The sequence below is a fragment of the Bradyrhizobium sp. 44 genome (genome assembly GCF_023073095.1).
Lineage (GTDB): Bacteria > Pseudomonadota > Alphaproteobacteria > Rhizobiales > Xanthobacteraceae > Bradyrhizobium.
In genome coordinates, this window is record NZ_JADPIY010000014.1 from 701983 (window position 1) to 717792 (window position 15810).

At 64.4% G+C, this 15810-nt stretch carries 13 protein-coding genes; 8 read left to right on the top strand and 5 right to left on the bottom strand.

Annotated features, from left to right (window positions below; all coding sequences use genetic code 11):
- Positions 1–82 precede the first annotated feature (82 nt).
- Positions 83–637 (bottom strand): cytochrome c family protein, encoded by a 555-nt coding sequence (locus tag IVB41_RS14220; protein ID WP_027570186.1) that lies wholly within the window; start codon positions 635–637, stop codon positions 83–85.
- A 219-nt stretch (positions 638–856) separates the two neighbouring features.
- Between IVB41_RS14220 and IVB41_RS14225 the strand changes: the two genes are divergently transcribed.
- Both IVB41_RS14225 and IVB41_RS14230 read left to right on the top strand, forming a co-directional pair.
- Complete coding sequence (locus IVB41_RS14225; RefSeq protein ID WP_247406244.1) at positions 857–1597, top strand: 3-deoxy-manno-octulosonate cytidylyltransferase; 741 nt, start codon at positions 857–859, stop codon at positions 1595–1597.
- Positions 1598–1618: 21 nt separating this feature from the next.
- Positions 1619–2464: a prephenate dehydratase gene (locus tag IVB41_RS14230; protein WP_247431995.1), complete on the top strand. Its 846-nt coding sequence runs from the start codon at positions 1619–1621 to the stop codon at positions 2462–2464.
- A 45-nt stretch (positions 2465–2509) separates the two neighbouring features.
- Here IVB41_RS14230 and IVB41_RS14235 read toward each other — a convergent pair whose 3' ends face one another.
- Complete coding sequence (locus IVB41_RS14235) at positions 2510–3523, bottom strand: LLM class flavin-dependent oxidoreductase (protein WP_247431998.1); 1014 nt, start codon at positions 3521–3523, stop codon at positions 2510–2512.
- A 395-nt stretch (positions 3524–3918) separates the two neighbouring features.
- Here IVB41_RS14235 and metF point away from each other — a divergent pair, with 395 nt between their 5' ends.
- From metF to IVB41_RS14255, 5 genes are all read left to right on the top strand, one after another.
- Positions 3919–4839, top strand: coding sequence for a methylenetetrahydrofolate reductase [NAD(P)H] (metF, locus tag IVB41_RS14240; protein WP_247432001.1), 921 nt, complete (start codon positions 3919–3921; stop codon positions 4837–4839).
- Positions 4840–4845: 6 nt separating this feature from the next.
- Entirely contained in the window at positions 4846–8709 is a 3864-nt protein-coding gene (gene metH, locus IVB41_RS14245; RefSeq protein ID WP_247432004.1) for a methionine synthase, read from the top strand.
- Between the two features lie 513 nt (positions 8710–9222).
- Positions 9223–9354: a hypothetical protein gene (locus IVB41_RS35610; protein WP_256379063.1), complete on the top strand. Its 132-nt coding sequence runs from the start codon at positions 9223–9225 to the stop codon at positions 9352–9354.
- Between the two features lie 56 nt (positions 9355–9410).
- On the top strand, positions 9411–10103 hold the full coding sequence (locus IVB41_RS14250) for a hypothetical protein (RefSeq protein ID WP_245287899.1): 693 nt from the start codon (positions 9411–9413) through the stop codon (positions 10101–10103).
- An 83-nt stretch (positions 10104–10186) separates the two neighbouring features.
- Positions 10187–11194, top strand: coding sequence for a DUF3592 domain-containing protein (locus tag IVB41_RS14255; protein ID WP_247432007.1), 1008 nt, complete (start codon positions 10187–10189; stop codon positions 11192–11194).
- A 51-nt stretch (positions 11195–11245) separates the two neighbouring features.
- Here the strand turns inward: IVB41_RS14255 and IVB41_RS14260 are convergent, their stop codons facing one another.
- On the bottom strand, positions 11246–11875 hold the full coding sequence (locus tag IVB41_RS14260; protein WP_247432010.1) for a glutathione S-transferase family protein: 630 nt from the start codon (positions 11873–11875) through the stop codon (positions 11246–11248).
- Positions 11876–11993: 118 nt separating this feature from the next.
- Between IVB41_RS14260 and IVB41_RS14265 the strand changes: the two genes are divergently transcribed.
- On the top strand, positions 11994–12425 hold the full coding sequence (locus IVB41_RS14265) for a DUF6636 domain-containing protein (protein ID WP_247432013.1): 432 nt from the start codon (positions 11994–11996) through the stop codon (positions 12423–12425).
- 138 nt (positions 12426–12563) lie between these two features.
- Here the strand turns inward: IVB41_RS14265 and IVB41_RS14270 are convergent, their stop codons facing one another.
- On the bottom strand, positions 12564–13157 hold the full coding sequence (locus tag IVB41_RS14270; protein WP_247432016.1) for an N-acetyltransferase: 594 nt from the start codon (positions 13155–13157) through the stop codon (positions 12564–12566).
- Positions 13158–13251: 94 nt separating this feature from the next.
- Complete coding sequence (locus tag IVB41_RS14275; RefSeq protein ID WP_247432019.1) at positions 13252–15699, bottom strand: penicillin acylase family protein; 2448 nt, start codon at positions 15697–15699, stop codon at positions 13252–13254.
- Between the last annotated feature and the right edge of the window lie 111 nt (positions 15700–15810).

Consider the following 15810-nt stretch of genomic DNA (forward strand, 5'->3'; position numbering starts at 1 on the left):
CGATAACAACGCCGCGAGGCCCGGATAAGCAAACGGCCGGGCTTTGAGCCCGGCCGCGTACCAAGATCGAAATCGACAGGCCTTACTTCGCCGCGGTCGGCAGCGGCTTCGGGCTGTCGGAGAGACTGTTCAGGTAAGCGATCACGTCGGCGCGCTCGCTATCCTTCGGGATGCCGGCAAAGCCCATCGCGGTGCCCGGGACAGCCGCCTTGGGATTGGCGATGAACTTGTTGAGCGCATCGAAGTCCCAGGTGCCGCCCTTGGCCTTCATCGCAGCCGAGAAGTTGAAGCCGCCGCGGCCCTCGCCAACATGGTCGCCGACGACGCCGTAGAGGTTCGGACCGACACGGTTCGGGCCGCCCTTCTCGAAGGTGTGGCAGGCGCCGCACTTCTTGGCGGCGGAGGCGCCCTTCTCGACCGAGGCGGTCTGGAGCAGCTTTTCGATCGGTTCGGCGGCTGCGGGGGCAGCGCCGCCTTCCTTGCCGTGACCGGCGTCTTCCTTCACCGCGATCTCGAAGCCCGGCTTTTCCGGCATCTTGGGCGAGAACAGCGCACTCGCGGTGAAGCTCGTCACCAGCAGAAGGAGACAGGTGCCGAGCACGGCACCGAGAATCTTGTTCAGTTCGAAAGAGTCCATTTCCGGCCAGGCCCCACACCGCAAGAAGGATCGAGCGGCCCAATGCGGCCGCCAGGACGAGCCTCGGAGAATCAACGTTCCTTTATTGTTTCCCCGAGTTTTGCCATTGAGATATCGGTTTGCCCGGGGTCTGGCAACCCGTATAAGCGAGCGGGCTTCACGCCCGTCCCCACCCCATTTCTCGGCGCGGAAAACGCCCCGTTTCCAGGCCCTTGAACCATGATCGATCCCCGCATCCTGGTGCTGATTCCAGCCCGCATGGCCGCCACCCGCCTGCCCGGCAAGCCGCTCGCCGATATCGCGGGGCAGCCGATGATCGTGCACGTGATGCGCCGCGCCGAGGCCGCCGGGATAGGCCGGGTCGCGGTCGCAACCGACACCGCGGAGATCGCGTCCGTCGTGACCGCCCATGGCGGCGAGGCCGTAATGACCCGCCCGGAGCACCCCTCCGGCTCCGACCGCATCCACGAGGCCATGCAGAAGCTCGATCCGGACGGCAAAGCCGAGATCGTGGTCAATCTCCAGGGCGATTTCCCGACCATCACGATCGACAACATCCGCGAGGTGCTGCCGCCGCTGCAAGACCCCGTCGTGGACATCGCAACGCTGGCTTCGCAGATCCACACCGAGGAGGAGGACCTCGCGCCCAGCGTCGTGAAGGCGATCGGGACCTCGCTCGGCGGCAGACGCATGCGTGCACTTTATTTCACCCGCGCAACCGCGCCGACCGGCGACGGGCCGCGTTACCACCATATCGGCCTCTACGCCTATCGCCGCGCCGCGCTGGAGCGCTACGTCCGGCTTCCGCCTTCGCCGCTGGAATTGCAGGAGAAGCTCGAGCAGCTCCGGGCGCTCGAGGCCGGAATGCGCATCGACTTCACCATCGTCGATACCGTGCCCCGCGGGGTCGACACCCCGGCGGACCTGGAAACCGCCCGCAGCATCCTTTCCAAATCCTGAGCCGCTGTTACAAGGCCGAGCATGAGCAAGCTGAAAATCGCATTCCAGGGCGAGCCTGGGGCCAATTCCCACATCGCCATCGTCGAGGCCTATCCCGACGCCGAGCCGATGCCCTGCGCCACCTTCGAGGACGCCTTGTCGGCGATCTCGTCGGGCGAAGCCGATCTCGGCATGATCCCGATCGAGAATTCGGTCGCAGGCCGCGTCGCCGACATCCATCATTTGCTGCCGGCCTCCGGCCTCTTCATCATCGGCGAATGGTTTCTGCCGGTCCGGCATCAGCTGATGGCGGTGAAGGGGACCAGGCTCGAGGACATCAAGAGCGTCGAGAGCCACGTGCACGCGCTCGGCCAATGCCGGCGCATCATTCGCAAGCTTGGCATCAAGCCAATCGTGCACGCCGATACCGCCGGCAGCGCCCGCGACATTTCCGAGCGCAACGACAAGACCGTCGCCGCGATCGCCTCGCGCCTGGCCGCAAAGATTTACGGCCTCGACATTTTGGCTGAGGACATCGAGGACGAGGCCCACAACACCACGCGCTTCGTGGTGCTCGCGCGCGAACCGAAATGGGCCGCACAGGGCTCCGGTCCGCTGGTCACGACTTTTGTGTTCCGGGTGCGCAATTTGCCGGCCGCGCTCTACAAGGCGCTCGGTGGCTTTGCCACCAACGGCGTCAACATGACCAAGCTCGAGAGCTACATGGTCGACGGCGATTTCTTCGCCACCCAGTTTTACGCCGACGTCGACGGCCACCCTGATGACAAGGGCCTCGCTTTCGCGATCGAGGAGCTGAAATTCTTCTCGCGCGAATTCCGCATCGTCGGCGTGTATCCAGGCCACCCGTTCCGCGCGACGATGGAATAGTCTCGTGTCCCGGACGCGCGAAGCGCGAGCCGGAGCACGAGAGCCTTATCCGACCGCCTTAAGCCCGAACGCCTCCGCCAGCAGCGAATGCGATTTCTTTCGCGCCTCGTGATCATAGACGGCGGTGATCACCATCAACTCGTCCGGCTTGCTTGCATCGATCAGTGGCTGAAGCGTCTTCTGCACCGTCGCCGGGTTACCGACGAACAGCCGCGAGCGGTTGCGCCGGATCGAGGTGCGCTCCGAGTCGGTATAGGGATAGGCCAGCGCCTCCTCGACGCTCGGCAACGGAAGATACTGGCCGCGGTCACGGCGCAGGCGGTTGAGGTCGAAAGACGCGGCGAGCTTTTCGGCTTCGTCATCCGTGTCGGCCGTGATGACGGCGACCGCGAGGATCGCGCGCGGGCTCGCACTCCAGGCCGAGGGCTGAAAACGATTGCGATAATGCACCATCGCGTCGATCGCATCGTGGGATGCAAAATGATGGGCGAATGCGAAGCCCATGCCGACCTGCGCGGCGAGCTCGGACGAATAATCGCTGGAGCCGAGCAGCCAGATCGGCGGCAACGGCGTATCGTCGGGCATCGCAACGACGTTGTGGTAGGGATGGCCCGAGGGGAATTCCCGGGTCTGCCACAGGATCAATTCGTGCAGCCGCTCGAGGAAATCGTCGCCTTCGCGGCGATCGAGCCGACTGCGCAGCGCATAGGCTGTGGCACCGTCGGTGCCGGGGGCGCGGCCGAGGCCGAGATCGATGCGGCCCGGAAATAACGCCTCCAGCATCTTGAAGCGCTCGGCCACGACCAGCGGCGCGTGATTGGGCAGCATCACGCCACCGGAACCGACGCGGATGTGCTTCGTCACCGCCGCGATCTGCCCGATCATCACGTCGGGCGCCGGGCTCGCGACGGAGGCGAGGTTGTGATGCTCGGCAAGCCAGTAGCGGACATAGCCGAGCCCGTCGGCATGGCGCGCCAGGTCGATGCTGTTGCGCAGTGCCGCGGCCGGCTTTGTGCCTGTTGTGACGACGGAGAGGTCGAGGACTGAGAGCGGGATCATGGCGCGTTAACGTAATGGAGAGCGGCGCAGCGGCAATGGGGAGACCGCGCAGGTCTGACGTGCAGGCCGCGGGCTCGCGCGCCGGACCGCGCCGCGAAGTTGGGACAAAATCGATCTGAAAACAACTCCTTCACATTGCCCACCCCAGAACTTTGCGTCAAATGGCCACGGTATCTGGCTATATGCCTGATTTGTTTATCATTACAGCTGAATGCATTTAGCCCACTTCGATTTCAAACGACATCTCATTTGCTACGATAGTAACAAAAGTGGGCCACTTCCCATCTGCGATGGGCTGTCGCGCGCGGCCGCTTTGGCTTATCTTGACCTCTCCCAATCTAGACCTGACCGCGGCCCGCCCACGACCCGGCGCGCCGTTGGAGTGAGTGGTGCCCATGACTGACGCGACGATGCCTGCCCACCCCGACGGGCAAGACGGGTACCTGAAGCGGCCTGCGATTTCCTTCGAGTTCTTTCCGCCCAAGACGGAAGATATGGAGCGCAATCTCTGGGACACCATCAACCGGCTGGCCCCGCTCGACCCGAAATTCGTCTCGGTCACCTATGGCGCCGGCGGCTCGACCCGTGAGCGCACCCACGCGACCATCTCGCGCATCCTGAAAGAAACCGCGCTGCTGCCGGCCGCGCATCTGACCTGCGTCGGCGCCTCGCGCGGGGAGATCGACGAGATCGTCGATCGCTATCACGAGGTCGGCGTCCGCCACATCGTGGCCTTGCGCGGCGATCCCGCGGGCGGCATCGGCACGGCCTATTCCAGCCATCCCGACGGCTACCAGAGCTCCGCCGACCTCGTCGCCGGCATCAAGAAGCGGCACGGCGATATCGAGGTATCGGTCTCGGCGTACCCTGAGAAGCACCCGGAGGCGCGCGACTTCGACGATGACATCGACACGCTGCAGGCCAAGGTCGATGCGGGTGCGACCCGCGCGATCACGCAGGTGTTCTTCGATAACGACCTCTATTTCCGCTATCTCGACCGCGTGCAGGCGCGCGGGATCAACATCCCGATCGTGCCGGGCATCATGCCCATGCATAATTTCAAGCAGGCTCGCAATTTCGTCACCCGCAACGGCACCTCCGTGCCGGACTGGATCGCCGCGAAGTTCGAGGGCCTCGATGAAGACGCCGAGACCCGCAAGCTGGTGGCGGCCACCGTCGCCGCCGGCCAGGTGCAGAAGCTGGCGAAGCACGGCGTCGATACCTTCCATTTCTACACCATGAACCGCGCCGATCTCGTGTTCGCGATCAGCCATTTGCTCGGCATCCGCGCCAAGAGCGCGCAGAAGGCGGCTTAAGACAGCATGACCGTATCCACCTCTCCCAAGCGAACCGCCCTGCTCAACGCCGCGCGCGAGCGCATTCTCGTGCTCGATGGCGCCATGGGCACGATGATCCAGAACCTCCAGTTCGACGAGGCCGCCTTCCGCGGCGAGCGCTTCAAGACCTTCCATCGCGATTTGCGCGGCAACAACGATCTCTTGATCCTGACCCAGCCGCAGGCGATCGAGGACATCCACGCCGCCTATTTGCGTGCCGGTGCCGACATCGTCGCCACCAACACCTTCTCCACGACCTCGATCGCGCAGGCCGATTACGATCTCGCCGACATCGTCTACGAGATGGCGCGCGAAGGCGCCCGCCTCGCCGGCAACGCCGCACGCCGCGTCGAGGCCGAGGACGGCAAGCCGCGCTTCGTCGCCGGCGCCATCGGACCGACCAACCGCACCGCCTCGATCTCGCCCGACGTGTCCAATCCCGGCTACCGCGCCGTCACGTTCGACGATTTGCGCAAATCCTATGGCGAGCAGATCAACGGCATGCTCGACGGCGGCGTCGATCTGCTGCTGGTCGAGACCATCTTCGACACGCTCAACGCAAAGGCGGCGCTGTACGCGATCGCCGAGATCACGGAAGAACGCGGCATCGACATGCCGGTGATGGTATCGGGCACCATCACCGACAAGTCCGGCCGCCTGCTGTCGGGCCAGTTGCCGGAAGCGTTCTGGCATTCGGTGCAACACGCCAAGCCCATCACCATCGGCTTCAACTGCGCGCTCGGCGCGGAAGATCTGCGCGCGCATATCGCCGATATCGGCCGCGTCGCCGACACGCTCGTTTGTGCCTATCCCAATGCCGGCCTGCCCAACGAGTTCGGCCAGTATGACGAGACCCCGGAATACATGGCGCGCCTGGTCGGCGAGTTCGCGCGTGACGGCCTCGTCAATATCGTCGGCGGCTGCTGCGGCACCACGCCGGACCATATCGCTGCGATTGCGGCTGCGGTCGCGCCGCACAAGCCGCGCATCGTGCCGGAGATCGAACCTCGCTTGCGGCTCTCCGGCCTCGAGCCGTTCATCCTGACCGACGCGATTCCTTTCGTGAACGTCGGCGAGCGCACCAACGTCACCGGCTCCGCCCGCTTCCGCAAGCTGGTCACCGCCGGCGACTACACCGCCGCGCTGCAGGTGGCGCGCGACCAGGTCGAGAACGGCGCGCAGATCATCGACGTCAACATGGACGAGGGCCTTCTGGACTCGGAAGCCGCGATGGTGACCTTCCTCAACCTCGTCGCCGCCGAGCCCGACATCGCCCGCGTCCCCGTGATGGTCGACAGCTCGAAATTCTCGGTGATCGAGGCCGGCCTGAAATGCGTGCAGGGCAAGCCGGTCGTCAACTCGATCTCGATGAAGGAAGGCGAGGACAAGTTCATTCACGAGGCCAAGATCGCCCGCCGCCACGGCGCGGCCGTCGTGGTGATGGCGTTCGACGAGGTCGGCCAGGCCGATACGTTCGCCCGCAAGACCGAGATCTGCAAGCGCGCCTACGACATCCTCGTGAACCGCGTCGGCTTCCCGCCGGAAGACATCATCTTCGATCCGAATATTTTCGCGATCGCAACCGGTATCGAGGAACACAACAATTACGGCGTCGACTTCATCGAGGCGACGCGCTGGATTCGCAAGAATCTGCCGGGCGCGCACATCTCGGGCGGCGTGTCCAATTTGTCGTTCTCGTTCCGCGGCAACGAGCCGGTGCGCGAGGCCATGCATTCGGTGTTCTTGTATCACGCCATCAAGGCCGGCATGGACATGGGCATCGTCAATGCCGGGCAGATGATCGTCTATGACGACATCGATCCCGAATTGCGCCAGGTGTGCGAGGACGTCATACTCAACCGCGACCCCGGTGCGTCCGAGCGTCTGCTGGCGCTCGCGGAAAGATTCCGCGGCAACAAGACCCAGACCAAGGAAGCCGATCTCGCCTGGCGCGAATGGCCGGTGGCGAAGCGGCTGTCGCATTCGCTGGTCCACGGGATCACCGAGTTCATCGAGCAGGATACCGAGGAGGCCCGCAAGGCCTCGAAGCGCCCGCTCGACGTGATCGAGGGTCCGCTGATGGCGGGCATGAACGTGGTCGGCGATCTCTTCGGCGACGGCAAGATGTTCCTGCCGCAGGTGGTGAAGTCGGCCCGCGTGATGAAGCAGGCTGTCGCCTGGCTGATGCCGTTCATGGAAGAGGAGAAGGCGCGCAATCTCGCCAACGGCATCGGTACGGAAGGCTCCTCGTCCGCCGGCAAGATCGTGCTCGCGACCGTCAAGGGCGACGTCCACGACATCGGCAAGAACATCGTCGGCATCGTGCTCCAGTGCAACAATTACGAGGTGATCGACCTCGGCGTGATGGTGCCGGCGGCCAAGATCGTCGAGACGGTGAAGGCGGAGAAGGCCGACATCGTCGGGCTGTCCGGCCTGATCACGCCCTCGCTCGACGAGATGGCGTTCTTCGCCGCAGAATTGCAGCGCGAAGGCCTCAAGCTGCCGCTCTTGATCGGCGGCGCCACCACGAGCCGCGTGCATACGGCAGTGAAGATCGACCCGAGCTATCGCGCCGGCCCCGTGGTGCATGTCAACGACGCCAGCCGCGCGGTTGGTGTTGCGTCTGCTCTGCTGTCGCCCGAGAGGCGCGAGGCCTATGCCGCCGAAGTCCGCGCTGAATACGCAAAAATCTCGGATGCGCATATGCGCGCCCAGGCCGACAAGAAGCGGCTGAAGCTGGCGACCGCCCGCGCCAACCGCGTGCCAGTCGACTTTGCCGCGAACAAGCCGGTGAAGCCGACCTTCCTCGGCACCAGGAGCTTTGACGACTACGATCTCGCCGAGCTGGTGCCCTATATCGACTGGACGCCGTTCTTCCAGACCTGGGAGCTCGCCGGGCGCTTCCCCGCCATCCTCAACGATGCCAAGGTCGGCGAGGTCGCGCGCGCGCTCTACGACGATGCGCGCAAGATGCTCGACCTGATCGTCAAGGAGAAATGGTTCCGCGCGCGCGCCACCGTCGGCTTCTGGCCGGCCAATGCGCAGGGCGACGACATCGTGCTCTACGCCGACGAGAGCCGGACCAGGACGATCGCGACGCTGCACACGCTGCGCCAGCAGCTCGAGAAGCGCGAGGGCCGTTTCAACGCGGCGCTGTCCGACTTCGTCGCGCCCGCCGGCACCGGCGTGCCCGATTATGTCGGCGGCTTCGTCGTCACCGCCGGCATCGGCGAGGATGTGGTCGCCGACCGCTTCAAGATGGCCAATGACGACTACTCGTCGATCCTGTGCAAGGCGCTGGCCGATCGCCTCGCCGAAGCCTTCGCGGAGCGCATGCATGCCCGCGTCCGCCGCGAGTTCTGGGCCTATGCGCCGGACGAGACGCTCTCGACCGACGAGTTGATCCTCGAAAAGTACCAGGGCATCCGTCCCGCTCCCGGCTATCCCGCGCAGCCCGATCACACCGAGAAGGCCACGCTGTTCGAGCTGCTCGACGCCGAAAACACCGCCGGCGTGAAGCTGACCGAGAGCTTTGCGATGTGGCCGGGCTCCTCCGTGTCGGGGCTCTATCTCGCCAATCCCGAGAGCTACTATTTCGGCGTCGGCAAGATCGAGCGCGATCAGGTCGAGGATTATGCTGCGCGCAAGGGCATGAGCGTCGCCGAGACCGAGCGCTGGCTCGCGCCGATCCTGAACTACATCCCGGCGCGAGAGGGTACGGCCGACAAGGCGGCATTCGCGGCAACACCGGCCAACGACGAAACGTCGAAGGAGCTTGCCTCGCATCCGCCGGGCTGCACCTGCGCGGTGCACCTGGTCTGGCAGAAGAAGCGCGCGGGCGCGGGCTAGGCGCCCTCCAAACAAAAAACGAGAAATCAACCCCATGCACAGTAGGCATGGGGTTGAAAAAGCTCGACAAATTTCGTCCTTCCCGAAATGGCTTGCGGCGTCGGGCAAAACACCTGTATGAATGCATGATCGCCGACCGCGCCCATTTGATACTCGCTGCCTCGTCCGCCGCGATCATGAGCGCGCGCCACACGTTCGGTGTCGAACGTTCGGTGTCGTCATGGCGGAAGCCAGGACTCATGCCGAGTGACCCACGGTGACGATCGCGGGCACTACCGAACGACGAATCTTCGCCAAATGACCAACTGGGGTGATGGGTCCTGGCTTTCCCAGAACAATATCGGTGAAGCAAATGCTCAGCCTGTACCGGAACGACGCAGCACATCGAACAGCTGCGGATGCGCCCTCGCAAGAATCGGCCGCTTGTGAACTCGTTCACTTGTCCGCTCAACCTTGGTTCGCTACTGTCTCGGCCTACTACCTTTAACCGACGATTTGCTTGGGATCGAACATATGAAGCAGTTCATTGCACCGTTCGTCGCCGCGATCGCTCTCGTCGTGCTACCCACGATTGCCGCGGCGGACTGTCCGAAAGGCTATGTGCCATGCGGCGAGAAAAATCAGTTGTGCTGCCCGGGAAAGTAACAAGCCGCAAATGGCTTTGGCTTGGTAGCGGAGTTTTTGTCGCGATAGCCCTCGTGATGGTCTCGGTCTACGCGGGATTCCCGCGCAAGAAGCAGACCATCACGGCCATCCTCTCCGAGACCGGATATTTCGAGGTGGTGCCGCCAAGCACGTTCGGCGGCCCCGGCACGATCAACACGATCGAGTATCTGAGCAATGGCCGGGTGGAGCTGCATCCGACTTGCGAGGTCGATCCGACGCTGCTCACCGGCAAGATTCAAAAATCGCGGACCGTCGACCGCGACCTGAAGCAGTCGCTCGAGAAAAAGCTCGACGTGTCGGCCCAGGTCAGGGACAAGCTGTCGGCCGTCGCCGGAATGCAGCAGGTCGAGACCGTCAACCTCAAGCTCGAGAACGCCAACATTCTGCTGATATCCGACGAGTCGCTGATCTCGGCCCGCAACGCCTTGCTGAAAGCCGAGTGTGAAGACGCGGTCACCCAGAACGTTTCGAGCGGCGGCGTCGTGTGCCAGACGCGGTCCGTGCTGGAGGCCGACGTCGTCTACGAGATCAAATATCACAACACTATTTCGATGGAGGAGCGGGCCAAACTGACATCCGAGATCGCGACGAAGCTCGATCTTGACGTCCATGAGGGGGCGAACGACAAGGTCTCCGGCTCTCAATTGTTTTTCGGCATCAGACTGTCGCCAAATCCGATCGTGATGCACTCTGCTTCGGGCGAGATCAAGCCCTGCACGAGGAGATAGGATCGGCGCCGCACCCCTGACGTGAACGCAACGCGCGTTCGCCGCGACCAATGGCGGTCGCCGCCGAAGCGCAGGGGAATCGGATGCTGAACGCCCAACAATTGATGTGGACCCAGATTGCCGCCGGCATCGCGGTGCTGCTGTTTGGATTGACGCTGTTCAACCTGATCCGCATGCGAGGCCGGATGGTCGCGGCGCGGAGCTGGGACAAGGTGGAGGGCATCATCACGGTCTCCCGGGTCGACCAGCCAACGGCGCACACCTCGGACGATCGGAACGACGCCAAGCCCATCATCCGCTACCGCTATCAGGCCGGCGGCCAGGAGCTGGAAGGCGACAAGGTCTTTGTCGGCGGCACCGTCATCACGACGAGGGTCCTGGCCGCAAAACTGACCGGACGTTATCCGGTCGGCGCCCATGTCGACGTCCACGTCGATCCGAAGCAACCGACCGAGGCGCTGCTGGAGCCCGCCGCCGCGCAGAACGTCGCGGCACTGGTGGCGTTCACAATGGTGTTCGGCATCATCGCCGCCACGCTGACCGCGCATTCGTTCGCAGGCCACGTGCTCTACGCCGACAACGGCGTTCCGCTGTTCGCGTTCGCGGTGCCGATCATCGTGCTCGTAGGCGGGGTGTTCCTCGCCGCCGATTATGTCCGGACGCGCCGGCTGGCGAGCGCCAGCCTGCGCTGGCCGACCGCTGCCGGCAGGGTCACCCATTGTGACGTGATCGAAGAAATCGTCGAGGAGAAGACCGAGCACGACAATCGACCAACGACTTCGAAGCTCGTCCACCGCTATCAGGTCGACCTGCGCTACGCCTACAGGGTCGGCAAGCGCGACTTCATCGGCACCGAAGTCGATTGGAACGGCACCATGATCTCCGGGTTGCGCGAGGTCGCCGAAGAGGCCGCTGCGAAATACAGGCCCGGGAAGAGCGTCCAGGTCTATTACGATCCGGACCAGCCCGGTCAAGCCGTGCTGGAGCCTGCAAGCCGCGCAGGCGCGCTGGGGCCGCTGATCGGCGCCGCGGTCTGCGCGGTCGTCGGCGGCCTGTTCCTGACAATCCTGATCAAGGTCGGGTTCGCATAGCGGCGCTTCTCCCTTCGCCTCTCCCCGTAAGCGGGAGGGATTGAAAGAGCCTCACCCCTTCGGCGGTGACAGTGGCTGCACGATCTCCTGGAACGGCACCAGCTCCTCGCACGCGTCGGCATGCGCCGACAACGCCGGATAGCGCGAGGTCTCGAACAGAAGCGGGTGCGCCTCGCGGGTGAAGCGCACGACGCAGGCCACCGCGATGTCGGCATGGCCGATGCGGTCGCCCAGCCAGTATGGCGTGGTCACCTTGGCGCGCTCGGCCTCCAGCGCTTTCAGCACGTCCGCGATCTGCGCTTCGCAACGCTGCACCCACAGCGCAAGCTGCTCCTTCCGCAACACGCGCTCGTAGAGCAGGCTGACCGCCTTGTCGCCGAGACCGGAGGCGAGCGCGCAGATGCGCAAATGATGCCGGCGCTCGGCGCCGGAGCGCGGCAGCATCGCCTTCTCCGGCCCTACCAATTCGTCGAGATAATCGAGGATGACCGTGCTCTCGATCAGCGCCTCGCCGTCGTCGAGCACCAGCGTCGGCACGCGGCGCAGCGGATTATAGGGCGCGATCTTGTCGGCGTCGCCGAAGGTCGACCACGGCTTGTGCTCGAAGGCGAGCCCGTAAAGCCGCAACGCAATCGCGACGCGGCGAACGAAGGGAGAATCATATTGGCCGATCAGGAACATGGTTTTGTGCCTTTCGTCATTGCCGGACTTGACCCGGCAATCCATCTCTCCTCAGATTAGAAAGCGATGGATGCCCGGATCAAGTCCGGGCATGACAGAGCTGGGCGCAGGAGCATGCATGATGCAACGACTTGCAACGGTCGCACTTGGACTCTCCCTGCTGGCCGCGAGCCTCGTCCGCGCGCAGGACCGTCCGACCGGCTTCCAGACGCCGTCGAAAAACATCGCCTGCCAGTTCTTCACCGACAACGGTCAAAGGAATGACCAAGGCGTACTCCGCTGCGACATCATGAACCTGGAGACGCGGCCGCGCCGTCCGGCGGATTGCGAGCTGGAATGGGGCAACGCCTTCGAGATGAGCGCGAAAGGAGCCGCAGGCCGCATCTGCGCCGGAGACACCATCATGGACCCGTCACTGCCCGTGCTCGCCTATGGCGAGGTGTGGCAGCGCGCTGGGTTCACGTGTCGGTCGGAGCCGACGGGGCTGACGTGCTTCAACGCGATGCAGCGGGGGTTTTCGCTGGCACGGGTGAAGCAGGAGGTGTTTTGATCATGTAGCCCCCATGGAGCGCAGCCGAATGCGGGGATACCGCCCCGGATTGCGCTGCGCTCCATCCGCTACGCTTCTGAGGCTGGATTGCTACGTCGCAAGGGCTCCTCGCAACGACGGTGGGGAGACAGCTGCGCACTATTCGATGATCGGCACATACCTCGCCGCCGTCCGCGGCACCGTTCCATCGAGGCGCGGGTCGTCGGCGATCTCGACCTGGCGGCGGAACGGGCGAAATCCTGACCGCTGGTAGAACGAAACGGCGGACGGATGGTCGAAGGTGCAGGTGTGCACCCAAACGCGGGACAGGTCGCGTGACCACGCGAGCTCAAGCGCGCGGTTCATCATAAAGCGGGCGGCACCGGTGCCGATCAGTTTTGCGGTGACGCCGAAATACACGAGCTCGCATTGGCCGGCCTCGCGAAAGTTCAGCTCCAGCAGGCCTTCATCGTTGCCGTCCACGACAAGCGCATAGACCTCGACGCCCGGTGCATGGATGATTGCGGCGAGCTCGGCGTCGTTCATGCGCGCCCGCGAAAACCACAACCACTGCTCGCCGACGCGGCGATGGAGATCGCGATACCAATGAAGCGCGGGGGTATCGACCTTGCGCAGGGTCCATGCGCCAAGGGGATCGCCACGCAGCGGCGGACGCGCGGTCATCTCGAGATGCGTGACGACGGCAGCGATCTTGCCGGCGGGAATGTCGGAATAGCCGTCGGGGAGGATCATGGGATGCGTCCCTTTGAAGCTGAACGCCGGCCACACATTCGGGGTCGTCCTGGCTTTCGCCAGGACGACGGCGGAGTTTGTGGATACGCCTCACTCACCGCGGCGTCAGGGTGATCGCTTCCGCCGTCGCCGCCTCGACCGCAGCGCGGCTGTAGAGCAGGGGCACATACCGGCCGGTCGCCCACAGCGGCGCGAGGTCGCGATAATGGCCGCTGAAGGGATCGCCCGACTGGCCCGGCGTGTTGATGGTGCGGCTCGCATCCCAATTGCCGACGTCCAGCACCATGCGGAACGAGGCGCCGGCGAACAGCTGATAATCGGTGCGGCGATAGGTGGCCGCGCGCGGCACATTGGCGGCGCCGCCGTAGGCCAGCGGACCGACCGAGAGCTGAGCGGCTGTCGCCTTGTCGGCAAGCGGCATCAGCGCGTGGTCGAATTTCGCGACGTGCAGGCGGCCCCAGCGCCAGGTTGAGGAATCGGCCCCGAGCTTGGCCGCCACATCGGCCACCGCGGCGCCAAGGCTGTCGCGCAGGATCTGGTCGCGGGCGGCGGCGGGATCGGAGCCAAACGACGCGTCTGGAGATTCCAGGAAGGCGACAAGCGCCGAAATGCTGGACGCCTCGGGCGCGATCAGGTCGGCGGCCTTGGGCGCCGTGGTCTTCAACAGTACCGGTCCAAGATGATTGGCGATCCAGACCTCGAACAATGCGGCAGCGGCGCTGTCGGCGGCATCACGCGCATCCCACGGTTTGAGCAGTTCGAGGCCCTTTTTCACGTTAGCATCGTCCGAGGTGAGCGGCTGCAACAGCTTGACCAGCCGCCGCCCCAGCATCGTGGTGTCGTCGTTCTGCAGATCCATGGCGTCGGCCAGCGTCACCTTGCTGTTGGCCTGCAGCACCTCGGTGATGCGCTGCCAGCGCGCACTGTCCGCCCATTCGAAACCGACCTTGCGCTCGCTGACGGGATAATCCGCCGGCAGGTTCATCTGGTTGGCGGTGGCGAGAAAGCCCTGCTTGGGCTGATAGGCCTTGGGCAGTTCGTCGAGCGAGAGAAAACCCTGCCATTCGTAGCGGCCGTCGCCGGGCACCGGCATCAGGCCATCATAGTTAGCGCGCCGCGGCGTCTTGCCGGCGGCAACCCAGCCAATATTGCCCTTGGTGTCCGCATAGACCTGGTTCTCCGACGGCGCGCCCCAGCGCCGCATGGCCCCGAGGAATCCGTTCCAATCCTTCGCGGTCATGTAGTCGGAGGAGCCGAAATAGGCCGAGGTACCGGGCTCGAACCAGATCGAGCGGACGGCAAAGGCGCGCTTGTTGGCGTCGTCGACATAGATCACCGGACCATGCCGGGTGAATTTCAGCTCGAGGTCGCGATCGCCTTCGCCTTTCACCTGCTCCGTCTCGTGCACGATGCGCATGTCCTCCCAGCCGCTGCCATAGCGGTACTGGTTGGGATTCTGCGGATTGAGCTCGTAGACGTAGAGGTCTTCCTGGTCGACGTTGAAGATGGTGAGACCGAAGGCGATGGTGCCGTTGTGGCCGATCGAGATGCCGGGCAGCGCCGGCTCGCCCGCACCGATCACGGAGAGACCGGGCGCATTGAGGCCGACGATGTAGCGCAGCGACGGCACGCTGTGCTCGCGATGCGGATCGTTGGCGAGGATCGGCCGTCCCGTCGCGGTCCGCGACGCCGCGATCACCCAATTGTTGGAGCCGATGGTGTCGCGTTGCTGGTCGGCCTCGGTGAGGTACTTGTCCGGATCGTGCGCGAGCGCGGCCTGGCGATCTTTCGGCGCGGCAAAGGCGACCGGGCGCGTCGCCAGGTCGTAAGGCGCCAGCACCGCCTTTGGCACGCTGCAGGGATCGAGACCATCCGGCACTTTCGTCGTCCACGCCGGTTCGAGCTTGACGCGAAAGCGATCGGCATCGAGGCCAGCCGCACAGGCGACCAACGAGCGCTTGACCTCGGAGGCGACATTGCGCGTCAGGCCGTGGCTGCGGATGCGGACGATGTCGTCCGCCGTCCATGGATCCGGCCTGGTGCCGGCGATCCTGAACTCGATCGGCAGCGGGCGCTTGCCCGCGCGCACATCGGCGACATAGGCGTTGACCCCGGCGACGAATGCCTCCGCATAGGTCTTCCCCTTGGGGCCGTAGGCCGCCCATTCCGCATTCATATCACCGCGATAAAGAAAGAGCCGCAGCGCCTTGTCCTGTTCGGCATAGGCCGGGCCGAAATCCTTTGCCAGCAGACCGAGCCCGCGCTTGCGCCAGAGATCGATCTGCCAGAGCCGGTCGCGCGCGGCGTTGAAGCCCTGCAAGAAAAACAGGTCATGCTCATTACCGGCGTAGATGTGGGGGATGCCCCAGACATCGACCAGGATCTGCGCGGGAGCATTGAGACCGGCGACGTCGGTCTTGACCTGCCGCGCGCTTCCGAGCGGGTCCGGCTTCTCACGCGCGATAGCGGTCGAGGTGAGCAGCGCGGCGCAGATCGCAGCGCCATAAAGCTTCTGGATGACCCGGTTGAAATCCGTGTTCATTGTTGGTGCTCCCTTTGTTGCTTTTTCTTGTAGCCTGGATGGAGCGCAGCGCAATCCGGGAATCGTGCCATGCAGAACCCCGGATTTCGCTGCGCTCCATCCAGGCTACGA